This window comes from Pedobacter sp. BS3, from assembly GCF_008274585.1.
In the GTDB taxonomy this organism is placed as follows: domain Bacteria; phylum Bacteroidota; class Bacteroidia; order Sphingobacteriales; family Sphingobacteriaceae; genus Hufsiella_A.
Map to the genome: position 1 here is coordinate 127,579 of NZ_VTRT01000008.1, position 17,245 is coordinate 144,823.

Annotated in this window: 15 protein-coding genes and 1 tRNA gene; 8 read left to right on the forward strand and 8 right to left on the reverse strand. The window is 43.3% G+C overall.

The genetic code is table 11. The annotated features are described in order from the left end of the window. Positions 1-42 precede the first annotated feature (42 nt). The 5 genes from FW774_RS18280 to FW774_RS18300 form a co-directional block, all read right to left on the reverse strand. Complete coding sequence (locus FW774_RS18280) at positions 43-516, reverse strand: GAF domain-containing protein (protein ID WP_149349661.1); 474 nt, start codon at positions 514-516, stop codon at positions 43-45. After that, entirely contained in the window at positions 516-1,235 is a 720-nt protein-coding gene (locus FW774_RS18285; protein WP_149349662.1) for a phosphatase PAP2 family protein, read from the reverse strand. Before FW774_RS18285 ends, FW774_RS18280 begins: the two co-directional genes overlap by 1 nt. Further along, the gene (locus FW774_RS18290; RefSeq protein WP_149349663.1) at positions 1,235-2,329 is read right to left on the reverse strand and encodes an AI-2E family transporter; all 1,095 of its coding nucleotides are present in this window, start codon (positions 2,327-2,329) and stop codon (positions 1,235-1,237) included. The genes FW774_RS18285 and FW774_RS18290 overlap by 1 nt, the downstream gene beginning before the upstream one ends. A 164-nt stretch (positions 2,330-2,493) precedes the next feature. After that, complete coding sequence (locus tag FW774_RS18295; protein ID WP_149349664.1) at positions 2,494-3,177, reverse strand: MgtC/SapB family protein; 684 nt, start codon at positions 3,175-3,177, stop codon at positions 2,494-2,496. Between the two features lie 106 nt (positions 3,178-3,283). Then, positions 3,284-3,493, reverse strand: coding sequence for a hypothetical protein (locus FW774_RS18300; protein ID WP_149349665.1), 210 nt, complete (start codon positions 3,491-3,493; stop codon positions 3,284-3,286). Positions 3,494-3,542: 49 nt separating this feature from the next. On the opposite strand from FW774_RS18300, the gene FW774_RS18305 reads away from it, so the two are divergent. From FW774_RS18305 to FW774_RS18315, 3 genes are all read left to right on the forward strand, one after another. After that, entirely contained in the window at positions 3,543-4,595 is a 1,053-nt protein-coding gene (locus FW774_RS18305; protein WP_149349666.1) for a Gfo/Idh/MocA family oxidoreductase, read from the forward strand. 300 nt (positions 4,596-4,895) lie between these two features. After that, entirely contained in the window at positions 4,896-5,534 is a 639-nt protein-coding gene (locus tag FW774_RS18310) for an SCO family protein (protein ID WP_149349667.1), read from the forward strand. Continuing rightward, a complete protein-coding gene (locus FW774_RS18315; protein ID WP_149349668.1) occupies positions 5,534-5,962 on the forward strand; it encodes a c-type cytochrome in 429 nt (142 codons plus the stop codon). Before FW774_RS18310 ends, FW774_RS18315 begins: the two co-directional genes overlap by 1 nt. A 164-nt stretch (positions 5,963-6,126) precedes the next feature. On the opposite strand, the gene prmC is transcribed toward FW774_RS18315, so the two are convergent. From prmC to FW774_RS18330, 3 genes are all read right to left on the reverse strand, one after another. After that, the gene (gene prmC / locus FW774_RS18320; protein WP_207184767.1) at positions 6,127-7,032 is read right to left on the reverse strand and encodes a peptide chain release factor N(5)-glutamine methyltransferase; all 906 of its coding nucleotides are present in this window, start codon (positions 7,030-7,032) and stop codon (positions 6,127-6,129) included. 16 nt (positions 7,033-7,048) lie between these two features. Next, a tRNA-Ser gene (locus FW774_RS18325) sits at positions 7,049-7,135 on the reverse strand. Between the two features lie 78 nt (positions 7,136-7,213). Then, positions 7,214-9,223 (reverse strand): HD family phosphohydrolase, encoded by a 2,010-nt coding sequence (locus tag FW774_RS18330; RefSeq protein WP_149349747.1) that lies wholly within the window; start codon positions 9,221-9,223, stop codon positions 7,214-7,216. A 499-nt stretch (positions 9,224-9,722) separates the two neighbouring features. Between FW774_RS18330 and FW774_RS18335 the strand changes: the two genes are divergently transcribed. The 5 genes from FW774_RS18335 to FW774_RS18355 all read left to right on the forward strand — a co-directional run bounded on the left by FW774_RS18335 (position 9,723) and on the right by FW774_RS18355 (position 17,105). After that, entirely contained in the window at positions 9,723-10,631 is a 909-nt protein-coding gene (locus FW774_RS18335) for a hypothetical protein (protein ID WP_149349669.1), read from the forward strand. Positions 10,632-10,676: 45 nt separating this feature from the next. Next, positions 10,677-12,854, forward strand: coding sequence for a S9 family peptidase (locus tag FW774_RS18340; RefSeq protein WP_149349670.1), 2,178 nt, complete (start codon positions 10,677-10,679; stop codon positions 12,852-12,854). Beyond that, complete coding sequence (locus FW774_RS18345; RefSeq protein ID WP_149349671.1) at positions 12,854-14,383, forward strand: peptide MFS transporter; 1,530 nt, start codon at positions 12,854-12,856, stop codon at positions 14,381-14,383. The genes FW774_RS18340 and FW774_RS18345 overlap by 1 nt, the downstream gene beginning before the upstream one ends. A 76-nt stretch (positions 14,384-14,459) precedes the next feature. Beyond that, positions 14,460-16,214, forward strand: coding sequence for a peptide MFS transporter (locus FW774_RS18350; protein ID WP_149349672.1), 1,755 nt, complete (start codon positions 14,460-14,462; stop codon positions 16,212-16,214). Positions 16,215-16,364: 150 nt separating this feature from the next. Then, positions 16,365-17,105: a polyprenol monophosphomannose synthase gene (locus FW774_RS18355; RefSeq protein WP_149349673.1), complete on the forward strand. Its 741-nt coding sequence runs from the start codon at positions 16,365-16,367 to the stop codon at positions 17,103-17,105. The last annotated feature ends 140 nt before the right edge of the window (positions 17,106-17,245 follow it).

The following is a 17,245-nucleotide window of genomic DNA, read 5'->3' on the forward strand; positions in this document are numbered from 1 at the left end:
ATAAGTTAAAAGTGGAAAGTAGAAAGTTAAAAGTCAAAACAATTATAAAATTAATGAAGCGAATTTTTCGAGCCAGGTGCGGTCGGTTTCATCAAAAAAATCCGGAAACTCGCTGTCCACATCCAATATGGCTATAACTTCTCCTGCCGGGTTGAATACCGGAATTACAATTTCTGATCGCGAAAGCGAGCTGCAGGCAATGTGCCCGGGAAACTGATCAACATCGGGCACAATAATATTTTGCCGTTGCTGCCATGCCGTACCGCAAACGCCTTTTCCTCTGGCAATGCGGGTACAGGCTACCGTTCCCTGAAAAGGGCCTAACACCAGCTCATCACCTTCAACGAGATAAAATCCTACCCAGAAAAAACCGAACTGTTCTTTTAAAGCGGCGCATACATTGGCCATGTTGGCAATCCGGCTGGTTTCGCCGTTCAACAATGCTGTAACTTGCGGGTAGAGCGATCGATATTGATCTTCCCTGCTTCCGCTGATGATATTCAGGTCTTCTGCCATTATGTTTTTTGTTCCGGGATAGTTTCAATATTGCGTTTACTGTATTTTTCCAGCTTTTGCAGGATAGCCAGCGAAATGACAAGCCATAATGTGCCGGTACAGAAACCGGCCAGTACATCGCTGGCATAATGCACCCGCAGGTAAATCCGGCTAAAGCCGATGCTTAAAATCAGCAGCAGCAAAGCAATGATAATGAGTGTGCGCTTATATCCTGATGAAACCGTATGCCAGCAGATGTGTATCAATAACCCGTAAAACGTCACGCTACTCATGGCGTGTCCGCTCGGGAAGCTCAGGCCGTGTGCAGGCTCCAGCAAGGGTATCAGTGGGCGTTGCCGGCTGAACATAAATTTGAGTAAAAACATCAGTATCACACTGGTTAGTGCAATTACCGGAACTTTTATAGAATACCAGCGATGTTTTTTAATAAACAAATAATACAGGGTGAGCAGGATATTAGCGGTTATCAGGAACTGGTAATTGCCTAAAAACGAAAGGAACAGCATCAGGCTGGTGTTCCGGTTACTCACCAACGAGCGTACATAACCGAATGCCGCATCATCAAAATATTGGGCTTGATCTACAAAAACATACTGAACAATGGCTAAAAATGCCACCAATGCCAGTATGACCAGTGTCAAGGCGATCAGTGTTTCGGTGGTAAACAGCAACAGTGCCGCCACCGTACGATTGTATACATGCTTTACGTGACGGATCATTATATCCGGAAAATGTTTTTAATCAGCTTTACTTGTTTCTGCATGGAGATCTCATCGCCGAGCAGAATGCCCCATGGACGCAGGTCGTCAATACGATCAAACACTATTTTCAGCATGGCGATATAAGGCACGCACAAAAACATGCCCGGTATTCCCCAGATCATTTCGCCGATAATAATGCCCAGCATAACTATCAACGCATTCAGCTTCACCTTACCTCCTACCACTACGGGCATAATAATATTGCCGTCGAGCGAGTGAATGAGCAAAAATGCAATGGCTACAAACAGCGCTTTTGCAGCGGATGCCGTTGCAAAGGTGATAAGCACACTGATGAGCAATGCCGTAAAAATGCCGATATAAGGTACTACATTAAAAATGCCGGTCAGCATACCCAATAATATGGCATACTTCACGCCCATAACAGACAGTACAATACAGGTAATTACGGTGAGGATACACATTTGCAGGAATAACCCGGTAATATATTGCTTGATGATACGCTGTATCTGCCGGGTTATCTCAAATATGGTATCGGCATGCTGCTTATTAAACAGGGCCAGTAAAAACTGGAAAAGCAGTCTCCTGTTCAGCAGGATGAAAAAGGTGAATAATAAGGTAAAGAGATAAAATAATAAAGTGGATGATAATGTGAGCAGCGTTATGCCAATTACCGAAGCGGTTGATGCCAGCATTTTGGTGGCGCTGTCATTGATATATGTAATTTGTTTGTTGGCGTTAATGTTAAACCGGTGATATATCCATAGCTGCAGATCGTGGAAAGCATTGGTGATCTGTGCTTTCAACATGGGCCAGTCGCTGATCAGGTTACTTAACTGGTTACCTAACAGAAATAATACCAGGCTGACAATAATTACCAGCAGCAATACCGAAAACAACGCTGCCAATCCGCGTTTCATCCTGCACCGGCGTTCTAAAAATGAAGCTGCCGGCATCAGCAGAATAGCGAATAAAAAGGCAAACAGTAAGGGTGCAAGTATCTCCTTGCCGAGAATGGCCAAATATCCCATGGCAATGATCATGACCAGGATAAATGCGATACGTGCATAAAAGGGTAAAATAATTTCTTTCATAGTGGTTAGTTGTTTAGTTAGCCTCATCCCTAACTCCGCCAACTGGCGGAAGAAGGGAACCGGTCTGTGCTTCTTGACTTGTCTCTTACTTCTTTGCTCTTGTTTCTATTTAGCCTTAAATCTTATGCCTTATGCCTTTCATAACTCTAAAACCGTGCATCTTTTCATGTGGTTAAATTTACCGAAACGATCCCGTTTAAGCCCCGCAGCTGCTCTATAAATGCTATCATATTGTTTCGTGGGGTCAGCTTATCCATCTCAAAATCAAATTCCTGTTTTTTATCTTCAGAATCGGCATATAAGCGGATCTCTGTAAATACTACCTGATTGGCAACGGCCAGCTTCTCAATATCCTGCAATACAACCTTGCCTTCCTGGGCAATAACCTTCAGGGCATGTATACGTGAACTATTAAAAATTCGTTTTTCGATAGGTTTTATTACAGCCAGGATGATAAGTATCAATACGGTTGTAAATGTGGCCGCAACATATAAGCCACCTCCAACGGCCAAACCAACGGCAGCTACAGACCATAGTCCCGCAGCGGTGGTCAGTCCGCGAACAACCTGACCGCGAAGGAACAGGATAGTGCCTGCACCGATAAAACCGATACCGCTAACTACCTGCGCCGCTACACGTGAAGGGTCTAATTCAACGCCGGGTTTACCAACTACATCAGAAAATCCATGAATAGAAACGATCATGAACAGACACGAGCCTGTACAGACCAGCATGTGGGTACGCAGACCGGCAGCCCACTCCAATCGCTGTCGCTCCAGGCCAACCAGCATACCCAGAACAACGGCAATGCAAAGCCTGATAATGGTTTCAGGAATAACGTAATCCATTGAAAATTTGAATTGATTATTCTACAAATGTATCCTTATTTGGTTTAGAATATGAATAAAAAGTAGACTAACCCGGTTGTCGTATCGGAAAACAACAAACAAAATTTCAGCCCAGGTACGCCTTTATAACCGCTTCGTAGGGCTCTTTAACCAGGTAAATAAACGGTTCTTCGTCCTCATGCGACGCTTCCAGGATAATCCGTGTTCCGTTAAAGGTGGGCTCTATGGTAATTACCCGCTTCTTTTCGAATGTAACCAGTTGATTGTCTATCAAAAGTGTAAAGAAATCGGCCATACTCATAATACGTTGAAACAAACAAATAGTTTATTGTAAATTCACACCGGTAAAACAAGCAGGCAACAGGATGAAAAAAATACAGGTAGGATTGATCGGTTTTGGCATGGCAGGCCGGGTTTTTCATGCGCCCATAATCAGCAGTGTTCCCGGCTTTAACCTGCATAGCGTCACAACAAGCAAACCGGAAAGTGCAGAAATTATCCGGCAGAAATACCCGCAGGCAACAATTAAAACCCGGGCCGAAGAGGTATTTGCCGATGCTGCCATTGACCTGGTTGTGATTGCTACGCCAACACATTCGCATTTTGAGCTGGCTCAGAAGGCCTTAGCTGCCGGAAAACATGTGCTGGTTGATAAACCGTTCACCGTTACATCACAGCAGGCCGAAGAGTTGATACAACTTGCCCAGGCTCAAGACAAATTGCTCACGGTATTTCAAAACCGGCGGTGGGACAGCGATTTTAAGACGGTTAAAAAGGTTATTGAAAGCGGATTGCTGGGGCAACTGGTTGAACTGGAAGTTCATTTCGACCGCTTTCGCAATTATATTAAGGGAGGTACCTGGAAAGAGGAGGATGTGGATGGCGCCGGTACCTTATACGATTTAGGCGTGCACCTGGTTGACCAGGCGGTAACACTTTTTGGTAATCCGCAGGCAGTAACTGCCGATATCCGTGCCCAGCGACCACAAAGCCGGGTGATCGATAATTTTGAGATGATCCTGCATTATCCCCAGCTAAAAGTTACCTTAAAATCCGGCTACCTGGTGAAACAACCGGGGCCTCATTTTATTCTCCTGGGCGATAAAGGCTCATTTGTAAAACAGGGCATGGATGTACAGGAAGAGCAGCTAAATAATGGTATGACGCCTTTAGAGCCGGGCTTTGGCAAAGAGCCGGAAGAACTGTGGGGAACCATCAGCACTGAATACGAAGGCCTTGAAATCAATGGAAAAATCACCAGCGAAATTGGTTCCTACATCGATCTATATAAAAATATAGCCGGGGTAATAAACAATGGTGAGTCGCTCATTGTTACCCCGCAGCAGGCAAAAACCAACATCCGCATCATTGAGCTGGCCCTGCAAAGCCAGGCCGAGAGAAGGACTGTGGAGTTTTAAAAAGCCTCATCCCTAACTCCGCCAACTGGCGGAAGAAGGGAACCGGTCTGTGCTCCTTATCTTGTTTCTTGCATCTATGTTCTTGTCTCTAAATGCTATCCATCATGAACTATACAGACATTGTCAATTATCAACTGTCCATTATTAAAAATTGCTTCCGGTCTTTTCTGACTTTCGGTCTTCCGGACTATAAGCTATGAACCATGAACTATAAGCCTACCTAAAACCTGCAACTTATAACCTTCTATCTTGCAATCCACCTTTGGCAGCGCTATCTTTGTTGGCATAAACACCATCGTGATGAAAAGAATCAGCTATTTCCTGCTTTTAACCGGCCTCCTGTCTTCCTGCGCACAAAAAGAACAGAAACTGCCTATACTGGGCAGTCGCGAACCGGTTGAAAAGACAGTGGATGGTAAAACCGTGGTAGATACGGTTTATCAAACCATTCCGTCCTTCAAATTCATCAACCAGGATAGTGTAACGGTAACCGAGAAAGACTTTGATAATGTGGTTTATGTTGCCGATTTTTTCTTTACCAGTTGTACCAGCATCTGCCCGGTTATGCACCGCAACATGCTGAAAGTATACCATGCTTATAAGAACAATCCCGGAGTTAAAATTCTATCACATAGCATTGATTCCAAATACGATACGCCGTCCGTGATGAAAAAATATGCTAAAAAGCTAGGCGTAACAGGTAATCAATGGCAATTTGTTAACGGGCCACACGATGAAATCTACAACATTGCCGCAAAAAATTATCTGGTATCGGTAGAAGAAGACGGTAACGACCCGCAAAATTACATCCACCAGGGTTGGTTTGTGCTCATTGATAAACAAAAACGCTTACGCGGAGCCTATGACGGAACTAATCCCCAGCAGGTTAACCAGCTTATAAAAGATATACAGGTATTGCTTAACGAATATAAGCACTAATGAAACGCATCATCACCCTAAGTCTCTTACTGCTGGTTTGTATCACCATTATTTTTAACGCCTGCCAAAGCCAGGCCGAACTGGATTATGCCCGGTACTACGTGAATGGAAAAGGCTTGTACGAAGCACATTGCCAGAACTGTCACGGAGAGGATGGTAAAGGCTTAGGTCAATTGTATCCTCCACTAACCGACAGCCTGTTTCTAAAGCGAAACCGCACCAAGCTCGGCTGCATTATTAAAAACGGCTTATCGGGCAAAATTGAGATCAACGGACAGGAATTTGATGGCCAGATGCCTGCCGAAACCCAGATGACCAACATGGAAATTGCCCAGCTGGTAACCTACATCACCAACTCCTTTGGCAATAAAAATGGACTGTATGATGTCAATGCCGCCGCTGCCGACATAAAAAACTGTGATAAGTAATTTTCAGCATTATTCTTGTATATCCGGGAAGAATATTGGTAAAGTACAGAGCATTTCCGCCAGGTTTAATTTCCTCTTATCGCGAATAATGTTAGCTTTAGGAAAAGGGCATCATTTTATATCTATCATCACAATTAGCGAATAGATCATTTAACCCGAAAACATCATCGCATCGCTTTCACCATCCGGTCTTTCCCGTTAAGGTCTTTACGTAGCTCTACCACAGTGAATCCTTTATCTTTCAATAAACTAATCGTTTCGTTCCCGAAACGTTCATTGATCTCGAAGAACAACATGCCATCCCGGTTAAGCTTTTGCAGCGCAAAACCGGCGATAGCCCTGTAGAACAATAATGGCTCTGCATCAGGAACAAACAAAGCGGTAGCCGGTTCGTGGTGTAATACGTTGGCAGACAGCATACTTTTTTCAGTTTCTGCAATGTATGGCGGATTGCTGACAATAACGGAATACGTATTTGGCCCCAGTAAAAAACCGGCCGGGTTTAAGATGTCATCCTGGTGAAAACCTACAGACACCTGGTTTAAAGCGGCATTTTGCCGGGCAACATCCAGCGCAGCAGCCGAAATATCCATAGCACTAACCTGCGCCCGGGGGAACTTTGTTTTCAGGCTGATGGGAATACAGCCACTGCCGGTACCTATATCTAATATTGTAGCAGGCTGTTCCGGAATGTTCATCTCTTCGATGATCCAGCTTACCAGCTCTTCGGTTTCCGGTCGTGGGATCAGTACCGCCGGATTTACCTTGAATGTTAAGCCGAAAAATGTTGCTTCGCCTAAAATATACTGTACCGGTTTGCCCGATCTTAACGCTTCCAGCACCCGGATCACCTCTTGCTCTGCCCTGCTATCCAACGGTTCATTCCCTTTTAACACCAGTTGCGGCCTGCTTAAACCGCAAAAATGCGACAGGGTATAATAAGCCAGTTCCCGGGCCTCAGAAACGTCGTACAATCCGGATAACGTAGTTTTAAACAGGCTGATGGTTTCGGCGAAGGTCATGGAGCAAAACAAATTACCGCAAACAAAAATACCCGCTATTGCGGGCATTCACTTGCGTTCTTAGCGGAGAGAGCGGGATTCGAACCCGCGGTACCGTTTCCAGTACGACAGTTTAGCAAACTGTTCCTTTCGGCCTCTCAGGCACCTCTCCTTTTCCGTTGCTTACATACTTAATTTGTGCAACCGGGCTGCAAATATAGCAAATCAATAAAGCCTTCAAAAAATATTTTTATTTCTCTGCTGCAGCGTAATCAATGCGCACGTGGTAGATGCCAATCAGCATATTTTTAAATATCACTTTAATGGTTTCTATATCTTTCAGTGTGATATCGCTGTCGTTAAGCTGTCCCTGCTCCAGCTTGTAATCCACAATGCGATCTACCAGATCGCTAAGGCTTTGAGCCGTAGGTTCTTTTATACTTCTTGATGCGGCCTCAACAGAATCAGCCAGCATAAGCACAGCCGTTTCCTTAGAAAAAGGTATGGGCCCCGGATACCGGAAAATATTCTCGTCCACTAACTTTTCAGGAAAATTTTTCAGGAACGATTGATAAAAATAATCTACGCGGGTATTTCCATGATGGGTGCGGATAAAATCGACGATCACTTCGGGCAGGTGATTGCGGCGTGCCATCTCTATGCCCTTATGCACGTGCCTGATAATGATCTGTGCGCTTTGTTCGTACGACAGTTTGTCGTGCGGATTGCTGCCTTTGTTCTGATTTTCGATGAAATACTGCGGATTTTCCATCTTGCCGATATCATGATACAATGCTCCGGCCCGCACCAGCAAGGCATTGCCGCCAATTTTAAAGATAGCCGCTTCGGCCAGGTTAGCTACCTGCAGCGAATGCTGAAATGTGCCCGGCGCTTTGTACGACAGCTCCCGCAACAGTTTTGAATTGGTATTGGTAAGCTCAATCATCGTGATATCAGAAACCACGCCAAACATACGCTCAAATGCGTAAATAAGCGGATAAGCCAGCAAGGACAGCAACACACTGAATATAAAAGGCACAAAGTTTAACCATTCAATATCCGTTAATGTGCCTACCCTAATGAGCGAAATTCCCAGATAAGCCACAAAATAATTCAGCAATATCAGTAAAGCTGATGTAAGAAACTGTTCACGTTTCACCAGGTTTTTGATGCTGTAAATGGCTACCATACCGGCTGTGATCTGGATAACCGCAAATTCAAAGCTGTTAGGCACAAAAAAACCGGCGATCAATACTACCAGCAGGTGAATATTCAGCGCCAAACGGGTATCAAATAATATCCTGATAATAATGGGCACAATGCAATACGGAATGTAATACAGGTTAGGGATTTTCAGCTTAATAGCCCACGACAGCGCAACCAGCATAATGGTTATTACCAGCAATATCAGCGAGATGAGACGGTTATCGCCAAAAATATCCTTCCTGAAAAGGTACAGGAACACCATGAGTAATGTTACTACCAGTCCAACTAACAGGAACTGCCCTAACAAGATCATCCGCTTATCGCCTATGATCTTTGCATCCTGCTCATAAGTCTCGCGTAACGATTCCAGTTTCTGGTAAATCTCGCCCGTTATAACCGATCCGTTTGCCACAATGAGTTCTCCTTTTTGCACCATTCCCCGCGTGGTAGATATATTGCTCAACGCTTCGGTTTCCAGCTTATCCGTTAAACGGTCATCATAAATGTAATTCGATTGCAAATGATCTTGCAAAAGGTCTATCAGCCAGGCTTTATTTTTTAAGCCGGTTTTGTTCACCTCATCCTCGGCAAACCGTGATGCTTGTTCAATAGTGAAGATATCGGCTGTATTAAGCTGCTTAGCCACATTATTGGTTAGCAGCGTAAAATTATAATTAGCATTATTCTGCTGATATTTCTTCGATAACGTGGATATACCCCGCTGGTAAATTTCTTTGAGAATACGCGTTCCTATGGCGAGGTATTCAGGCTTTAGCTTATCATCAACAGCGGCATTATCCCAACGCAGGTTGAAATCAGAAGTAAACGTTTCCAGCTGCCGGCTGGCAACACGCAAATCGTTTTGATATACCGGTAAAACCGATTTCAAAATCTCAGCCTGGCTTTTCTCAATCTCAGCATTGGTTTTATTGATTGGAAAATTATAAGGTGAGATCAGGTCTTTCTGCATCCAGACCTTACCCTTTTCATATTCGTATTTAAACCGTGCCTGCTTGGGTAATGACAGCGTAATCACGGCCACGCTCAACACCATCATTACAAATTTGATATTCGCCGAATATTGCTGGTACAAGCCTATAGGACGGTTTTTGTTCCCTTTTGTCACGTTACTATTACTATTTGCGGTTAATTTCCAAAATTACTAATATTTATGCCAAAAAAGGTGGAAGGTTGTAAGTTGTAGGTTTTAGGTAGGTTTATAGTTCATGGTTCATAGCTTATAGTCCGGAAGACCGAAAGTCAGAAAAGACCGGAAGCAAGAAAAGGTGGAAGGCAGAAGGTTTAAGGCTATAATTAGAAACAAGAGCAAAGAAGCAAGAGACAAGACAAAGACATAGAGAGGTAAAAGGTGGAAGGTTTAAGGCTATAATTAGAAACAAGAACATAGAAGCAAGAGGCCAGATATTAAACAGAAACTACTCCCTCTCCCTTGGAGAGGGTTGGGGTGAGGCTAACCAAAAACTAACAACGAATTATTAATTTAAAACCTGTGCCTTGTTTTTACTTTTAACTTTTTACTTTTAACTTTCAACATGAGAACATACTTATTGCTTGCCATCCTGTTTACTATGTGTTCGGTTTCCGCTTTTGCGCAACAACATGCAGAAGGCGAAAAATACATCCGGCAGCTTGATCTGTACCAGGACAGCCTGAATGCATTAAGCTATAAAATGATCAATGATCCCATTGATCCGCAACGCTTTAATGCCAATTATGCCTTTACCAGGATGCTTGTAAAAGCGTTGAAAACACCGCATTCCTTCAATTATAATTTTGATTCGCTGAAGACCATCAGCATTGTAACACCTCCCGACCGCCGTTTCCGCATTTTAACCTGGCACGTAATGTACGATGATGGTAGCTACCGTTATTACGGATGCATACAAAAGAATAATCCCGACGGAAAGCTGGATATGTTCGGTATGGTTGATTATACCCCGAAAATCAAAGATCCGGCCGATACCGTAACCAGCAACGATCGCTGGTACGGCGCCCAATATTACAGCATTGTACCGGTGTTGTACAATACTCCCATACAATATTATGTTTTATTAGGCTGGAAGGGCAATACTGCTAAAAGCACCAAAAAGGTTATTGATGTGTTGTATTTTAAAAACGGAAAGCCTGTTTTCGGGATGCCCGTATTTGAAAAAACAACAGCTAAGCGTATTATTTTTGAATACACACGCCAGGCATCCATGCTGCTTAAATACGATGCAAAGACCAACATGATCGTTTTTGATCATCTGGCCCCGCCAGACCCGAAGCAGAAAGACAATTTTGCAATGTATGGCCCTGATTTTACGTATGATGGTTACAAGCTTTTTAACGGCCGGTGGAAGCACTTATCCGATTTACCGTTAAAGAACGAGCCCACAGATACAGATAAAGATTTTAACGACCCCAAAAATCCGCAAAGAAAAATCAGCAGAAAATTTTAAAATCAGCTTGCTGATGTGCATTTTTAGAAGATTATTACAACGTTAATGAAAAAAGTACTGATTCTGCTCCTGCTTTGCAATGGTGCGTTCGCACAGGTTAAGAAAGATTTTACGCTGGAGGATATTTTTAAGAAAGGAACATTTGTTGCCCGCAAAGTTTATGGATTACAATCGCTACATGATGGTAAAACTTATGTATCTATCGAAACCGATCCGCTTACCAACCTGCGTTATGTAGCCCGCAATAAGTACAGCGACGGAAAGCAGGCAAGCATTTTATATCGTGAAAACGAGCTGATGTATAAAGGCGAGCAGCTACCGATAAGCACCGATTTTAATGCCGGTGAAAGCAAAGTACTGATCTCAGCCGGCGAGGAACCTGTTTACCGGCGTTCTACCAAAGCCAATTATTTTGTTTACGATATTACGGCAAAGAAGATCACCCAGATATCCGATAAAGGCAAGCAGCAATATGCCACCTTTTCGCCCGATGGCAACAAAGTGGCATTTGTTCGTAACAATAACCTGTTTATCAAAGATTTAGTTACCGGCAATGAGCAAAAGATCACAACTGATGGGAAAATAAATAAGATCATCAACGGCGGCTCAGACTGGGTTTACGAAGAAGAATTTTCCTTCGCACAGGCCTTTTACTGGAGCGCCGATAGTAAAAAAATAGCCTATTATAAATTTGATGAATCGCTGGTTCCCGAATACAGCATGACGATGTACGATGGTCTCTATCCTACCGAATATCGCTATAAATATCCAAAAGCAGGCGAACGGAATGCCACCGTAAGCATTCATGTGTATAACCTGGATGACCAGTCGACTAAAATCATGGATGTCGGGCCCGAAACCGACCAGTATATTCCCCGCATTCGCTGGACAGCCGATGTGAATACACTGTGCATTTTACGGATGAACCGTCACCAGTCAAAGCTGGATTACCTGCTGGCGAATGTGGCAACAGGTACTTCAAAAGTCATTATGACCGAAGAAGACAGATCCTATATCGATATCAACGATGAGAAATTAACCTTCCTGAATAACGGGAAAGAATTTATCAACGTGAGTGAACGCGACGGTTACAATCATATCTATCTTTATGATATGAACGGAAAAATCGTCAGGCAGATCACTAAAGGCAACTGGGATGTAACCGATGTATATGGCGTTGACGAAAAGAGGAAGCTCATTTATTATCAGTCCGCAGAAAACTCTCCACTGCAACGCGATATATATGCTATCAGCTTTGACGGTAAGACCAAAAAGCGCTTAAGTAACACCGCCGGAACCAATGATGCCACGTTCAGCGCCGATTTCAGTTATTTTATTCTAAAACATTCAACAGCCAATTCACCGGCTACTATTACCATTAACACCAATACCGGGCAGCAGGTGCGCATGCTCGAAGATAATGCCGAATTACGTAAAAAGCTGAAACACTATAATTTCAGCAGCATTGATTTCTTTACATTTAAAAATTCAGAGAATGTAACATTGAACGGCTATGTGATCAAACCGGCTGATTTTTCGCCCGGCAAGAAATACCCGGTGCTGCTGTATGTTTATGGCGGTCCCGGAAGCCAGCTTGTAGCCGATAGCTGGGGTGGAGTGAGGAACATCTGGTTAAATTATATGGCACAAAAAGGTTATATCATCGCTTGTGTAGATGGCCGGGGAACCGGGTTTCGCGGCGCCGTATTTAAAAAAGTCACTTATAAAAACCTTGGACATTATGAGACGATTGACCAGATAGAAGCAGCGAAGTGGTTAGGGCAGCAATCTTATGTAGATGCGTCACGCATCGGTATCTGGGGCTGGAGCTTCGGCGGATATATGTCGTCTCTATGTATTACCAAAGGCGCCGACGTATTTAAAATGGCTATCGCGGTTGCTCCTGTAACTACCTGGCGATATTATGACAGCATTTATACCGAGCGCTACCTGCAAACACCGCAGGAAAACCCGGACGGATACGACAACAATTCTCCTATAAACTTTGCATCCAAACTAAAAGGCAAATTTTTGCTGATACACGGAACCGGCGATGATAACGTACATTTTCAAAACAGCGTCATGTTTTCAGAAGCGCTGATACAGGCCAACAAACCGTTTGAACAGGCTTATTATCCGAACAAAACACACAGTATTTCCGGCGGAAACACCACCTTGCACTTATACAGTAAGATGAGCGACTTTATTTTAAAGAATTTATAATGACAGACACAGCATCACAACCGGCAACGCTCGAAGAAATACAAAACTTTGGGGGTAAATATCCCAAACAGCTCTGGTACCTGTTTTTTTCTGAAATGTGGGAGCGCTTTTGCTTTTACGGAATGCGGGGTATGCTTACCTATTTTATGGTTACACAGCTGTTTTTTAAGGACGATGCGGCGCAACTGCAATACGGTGCTATACAAGCGTTTGTGTATGCCTTTACTTTTGTAGGCGGCTTATTTGCCGATAAAATTTTAGGATTCCGGCGCTCGTTATTCTGGGGAGGTTTGCTCATGATTGTGGGCAGCTGCATTTTAGCATACGATCCTAAAGCCTATTTCTTCCTGGGGATAAGCTTTACGGTAGTAGGTACAGGTTTTTTTAAGCCCAACATATCCACCATGGTTGGCCAGCTATATAAAAGCGGCGATTATCGCCGTGATGCCGGTTTCTCTTTGTTTTATTCAGGCATTAACCTTGGCGCCCTGTTAGGAGGATATTTATGCATTGCCATTGGTAAAAGTAACCATCCCTGGTCGTGGAATTTAGCGTTCGGCCTGGCCGCTGTTGTAATGACCATTAGCTTGATAACCTTTGTTTTTACTAAAAGATCATTAGGCCCTATCGGACTTTCGCCCTTTGAAAGCAGACAGTTGGAAACCGACAATCGGGATACTTCATCCGAACAGAAGTGGAAACCACTGCTGGTTTTTATAGGCTCATTAGCAGTTATCCCGGTTATCATGAAAATGGTTTCCAAAACCGAGTACACCGATTATTTCATGTACACCATCGGCCCTTTAACGCTGCTTTACCTGTTTTATGAAATGACACAGTTTTCAAAAGCAGAGGTCAGGAAATTATGGGCAGCACTGATATTTATTATTTTCTCCATCATTTTCTGGGCATTTTTTGAGCAGGCCGGCGGTTCATTAAGCCTGTTTGCGGCTCGTAACCTGGATAATAAGCTCTTAGGCCTTATCCCGGTTGACCCCAACGGGGTGAACAACTCAGCAAACTCATTATTTGTTATCATTTTTGCACCCATTATAGGATTGATCTGGTTATCGCTATCGAAAAAACGGAAAGAGCCTAATACTGTAGTTAAATTTGGCCTTGGTTTTATTTTCCTGGCTATAGGCTATTGGGTGTTTTTCGCTACCCGCTTTTTTGCAAATGCGCAGGGCATCGCCAACCTCGATGTATTCACCTTCGCCTATTTTTTTGTAACCCTTGGCGAGTTGTGCCTCTCTCCCATCGGCTTATCCATCATGACCAAATTATCGCCACACCGGTTACAGGGCGTGATGATGGGAACATGGTTCCTGGCCAGCGCTTACGGGCAATATGTTGCCGGAATTATTGGCGCAGGCATGGCGCAAAGCAATGAACATTATACCGTATTTCAGCAACTGATAGACTATACCAGCGGCTACAAACAGCTCGCCATATATGCGTTCATATCAGGAGTTGTATTGATTATATTGTCGCCGGCTATCAGAAAGCTCATGCAGGAAGTAAAGTAATAGTATATTATTTATTGACTGTTTTAACACCGGTTACCTGTTTTGAATTTTAACTTTAAACTTTTGACTTTAACACATGAACAACGATCTATTTAAACATAAAGTTATAGGCCATCCGGAAGGATTATTTGTCCTGTTTTTTACCGAGATGTGGGAGCGTTTCTCCTACTATGGTATGCGGGCATTGCTGGTACTGTTTCTTACTTCGTCTATCATGGGCAATAATCCCGGCTGGGGATGGTCCAGAGAAAGTGCGTTAGCAATATATGGCTCTTATACCTCACTGGTGTATCTTACACCCATTTTAGGGGGCTACATAGCAGATCGTGTTATTGGTTATCGCTGGGCAGTGATTTTGGGCGCCTCAATTATGACCTTGGGTCATTTATCAATGGCGATGGAATTTCACCATGCTTTTATGTATATCGGTCTCTGTTTGCTGGTTATTGGTAACGGCTTATTTAAACCCAATATCACTTCTGTCTTGTCCGAAATGTATAAAAATCATCCCGAGAAAAAAGATGGCGCCTATACCATATTTTATATGGGCGTAAATGCAGGAGCTTTTCTGGGGATGTTGCTATGCGGCTATATTGGCGAAAACCCTAATTGGGGATGGAGCTATGGTTTTGGCCTGGCAGGTATTTTTATGCTTGTAGGCGCCTTGCAGTTTTATTTCACTCAGAATATATTGGGTTCTATAGGCCTAAAACCGGTAACCGATAAAGCTAAGCCCCTGCAAACAGAGGAAAATGCCGAAATGGAAAAACGCAATCCATTTTCACGATTTGATCTTATTATTATTACCGCTATTTCTTTAATCGGTCTTATTTGGATTATTAATGATCCAATATCAAAAACCAGTACATTAAACCTGTTTAAATTCCAGGTCGGTAACCTTGACGGTAGTAGTTTTGCCATTCTAACAGCATTTATTTTGTTCCTTTTTTTAATTGTAAAACGTATATCACAATATGCACCCATATTACGAGATAAGATGATAGCCGTTGTTGTATTGTCATGTATCTCCATATTTTTCTGGGCCGCCTTTGAACAGGCCGGTGGTTCGATGACCATATTTGCCAACGATTATACAGCCAGGGTGTTGCAGGGTAATGCCAAAATTGTTTTCAATGTGGTGAATACCGCCATAACCGTGGTGCCGCTTATCATCATTACGTATGTATTGCTCAAGCTATTTGGCCAAACATTCGGCCGGTTCGCATTGGGTAATATTATTCTGGCCTCAGGCTTCCTGATTATATGGATTTTAGTGATTTACATGCTTAAAAATCAATACTATGACGAAAAAGCAGAAGTGCCTGCAACCTGGTTTGGTATATTAAATTCCTTATTTATTATATCATTTGCTCCGCTGATCTCTAAAATATGGGAAAGTAAATTTAATCCGTTTGCCACATTTAAAAACGGTTTTGGTATGATCTTACTAGGCGTTGGTTTCGCGGCTTTGGCATTCGGTGCCAGTACTATTCCGCAGGGGGCAAAAGTAGCCTCGGTAAGTATGATCTGGCTGATATTGGCCTATTTCTTCCATACTATGGGCGAATTGTGTATCTCGCCGGTAGGACTGTCGTATGTCAGTAAACTGGTTCCGGGACGCATGATCGCCATTATGTTTGGCATGTGGTACCTGGCTAGTGCAATTGGTAATAAAATAGCCGGTACTATGGGGGGCATGATCGATGAAATAACTTTGCAATATTCCATGTCTACCTTCTTTTTAATTTTTACCTTCGTACCTGTCGGTTTAGGCATATTGATCATGCTGTTAACGCCAGTAATGAAGAAACTGATGCACGGGGTGCATTAATAAAAGGTGGACGGTGAAACGGCAAAAGGTGTAAGGCAATATAAAAAGTCGAAAGTTAAAGGTTGAAAGTTAAAAGTTAACTAAAAGCGCAGTCCGGCTCCCCTCTCCCTCGGAGAGGGGTTGGGGGTGAGGCTTCAATACGTTCATACAGTGTCTGATAGTTTAGTTATAATTCCTACATACAACGAGAAAGAAAACATTGAAAAGATCATCCGGAAAGTGTTTTCGCTTCCGCATAATTTCGAGGTTTTAATTATCGATGACGGTTCCCCGGATGGCACGCCACAAATTGTAAAACACCTGCAGGAAACCGAATTTCATGGCCGTTTACACATTGAGGAACGGGCCGGTAAACAAGGCTTGGGCACAGCTTATATTCATGGGTTTAAATGGGCGTTAAAGCGCAGCTATGAATTTATTTTCGAGATGGATGCCGATTTTTCGCACAATCCCGAAGATTTAATACGCTTACGGCAAGCCTGTCTTGATGGCGCCGATATGGCCATTGGGTCGCGTTATGTAAAGGGCGTTAATGTAGTAAATTGGCCCATGAGCCGGGTACTGATGTCGTATTTCGCATCAGTGTATGTACGCCTGATAACTGGAATCGACATCCAGGATGCTACCGCCGGTTTTAAATGCTATCGCCGTATTGTGCTCGAAACCATTAACCTGGATAAAATTAAGTTTGTGGGCTACGCCTTCCAGATTGAGATGAAGTTTACAGCCATTATGCACGGATTTAAGGTGGTGGAAGTTCCCATTATTTTCACCGACAGAACCGAAGGAACCTCTAAAATGAGCACCCGCATTTTCCGTGAAGCCTTTTTAGGTGTTATACAGATGAAAACCTCCAGTTGGTTCAGGAAGTACCCGAAAATAAACGGATAAGGACTCGGCTTAGTGGACAGTTGACAATGGATAATGGACAATTGAGAATTGAATGACAGTGGGCAAAATGAACAACTTTTAATAGCATTGGAACCATGTTATTAAAGTTACCAGAAGCGCCAATTTTCGTCCTGTTAATT

Bases quoted from the DNA above. Each gene is read 5' to 3' on its own strand.
- FW774_RS18335 (WP_149349669.1), top strand. From the start codon at position 9,723: ATGAGAACATACTTATTGCTTGCCATCCTGTTTACTATGTGTTCGGTT.
- FW774_RS18340 (WP_149349670.1), top strand. From the start codon at position 10,677: ATGAAAAAAGTACTGATTCTGCTCCTGCTTTGCAATGGTGCGTTCGCA.
- FW774_RS18350 (WP_149349672.1), top strand. From the start codon at position 14,460: ATGAACAACGATCTATTTAAACATAAAGTTATAGGCCATCCGGAAGGA.
- FW774_RS18315 (WP_149349668.1), top strand. From the start codon at position 5,534: ATGAAACGCATCATCACCCTAAGTCTCTTACTGCTGGTTTGTATCACC.
- FW774_RS18345 (WP_149349671.1), top strand. From the start codon at position 12,854: ATGACAGACACAGCATCACAACCGGCAACGCTCGAAGAAATACAAAAC.
- FW774_RS18280 (WP_149349661.1), bottom strand. From the start codon at position 516: ATGGCAGAAGACCTGAATATCATCAGCGGAAGCAGGGAAGATCAATAT.
- FW774_RS18285 (WP_149349662.1), bottom strand. From the start codon at position 1,235: ATGATCCGTCACGTAAAGCATGTATACAATCGTACGGTGGCGGCACTG.
- FW774_RS18290 (WP_149349663.1), bottom strand. From the start codon at position 2,329: ATGAAAGAAATTATTTTACCCTTTTATGCACGTATCGCATTTATCCTG.
- prmC (WP_207184767.1), bottom strand. From the start codon at position 7,032: ATGCCCGCAATAGCGGGTATTTTTGTTTGCGGTAATTTGTTTTGCTCC.
- FW774_RS18310 (WP_149349667.1), top strand. From the start codon at position 4,896: ATGAAAAGAATCAGCTATTTCCTGCTTTTAACCGGCCTCCTGTCTTCC.
- FW774_RS18330 (WP_149349747.1), bottom strand. From the start codon at position 9,223: ATGGTGTTGAGCGTGGCCGTGATTACGCTGTCATTACCCAAGCAGGCA.
- FW774_RS18305 (WP_149349666.1), top strand. From the start codon at position 3,543: ATGAAAAAAATACAGGTAGGATTGATCGGTTTTGGCATGGCAGGCCGG.
- FW774_RS18295 (WP_149349664.1), bottom strand. From the start codon at position 3,177: ATGGATTACGTTATTCCTGAAACCATTATCAGGCTTTGCATTGCCGTT.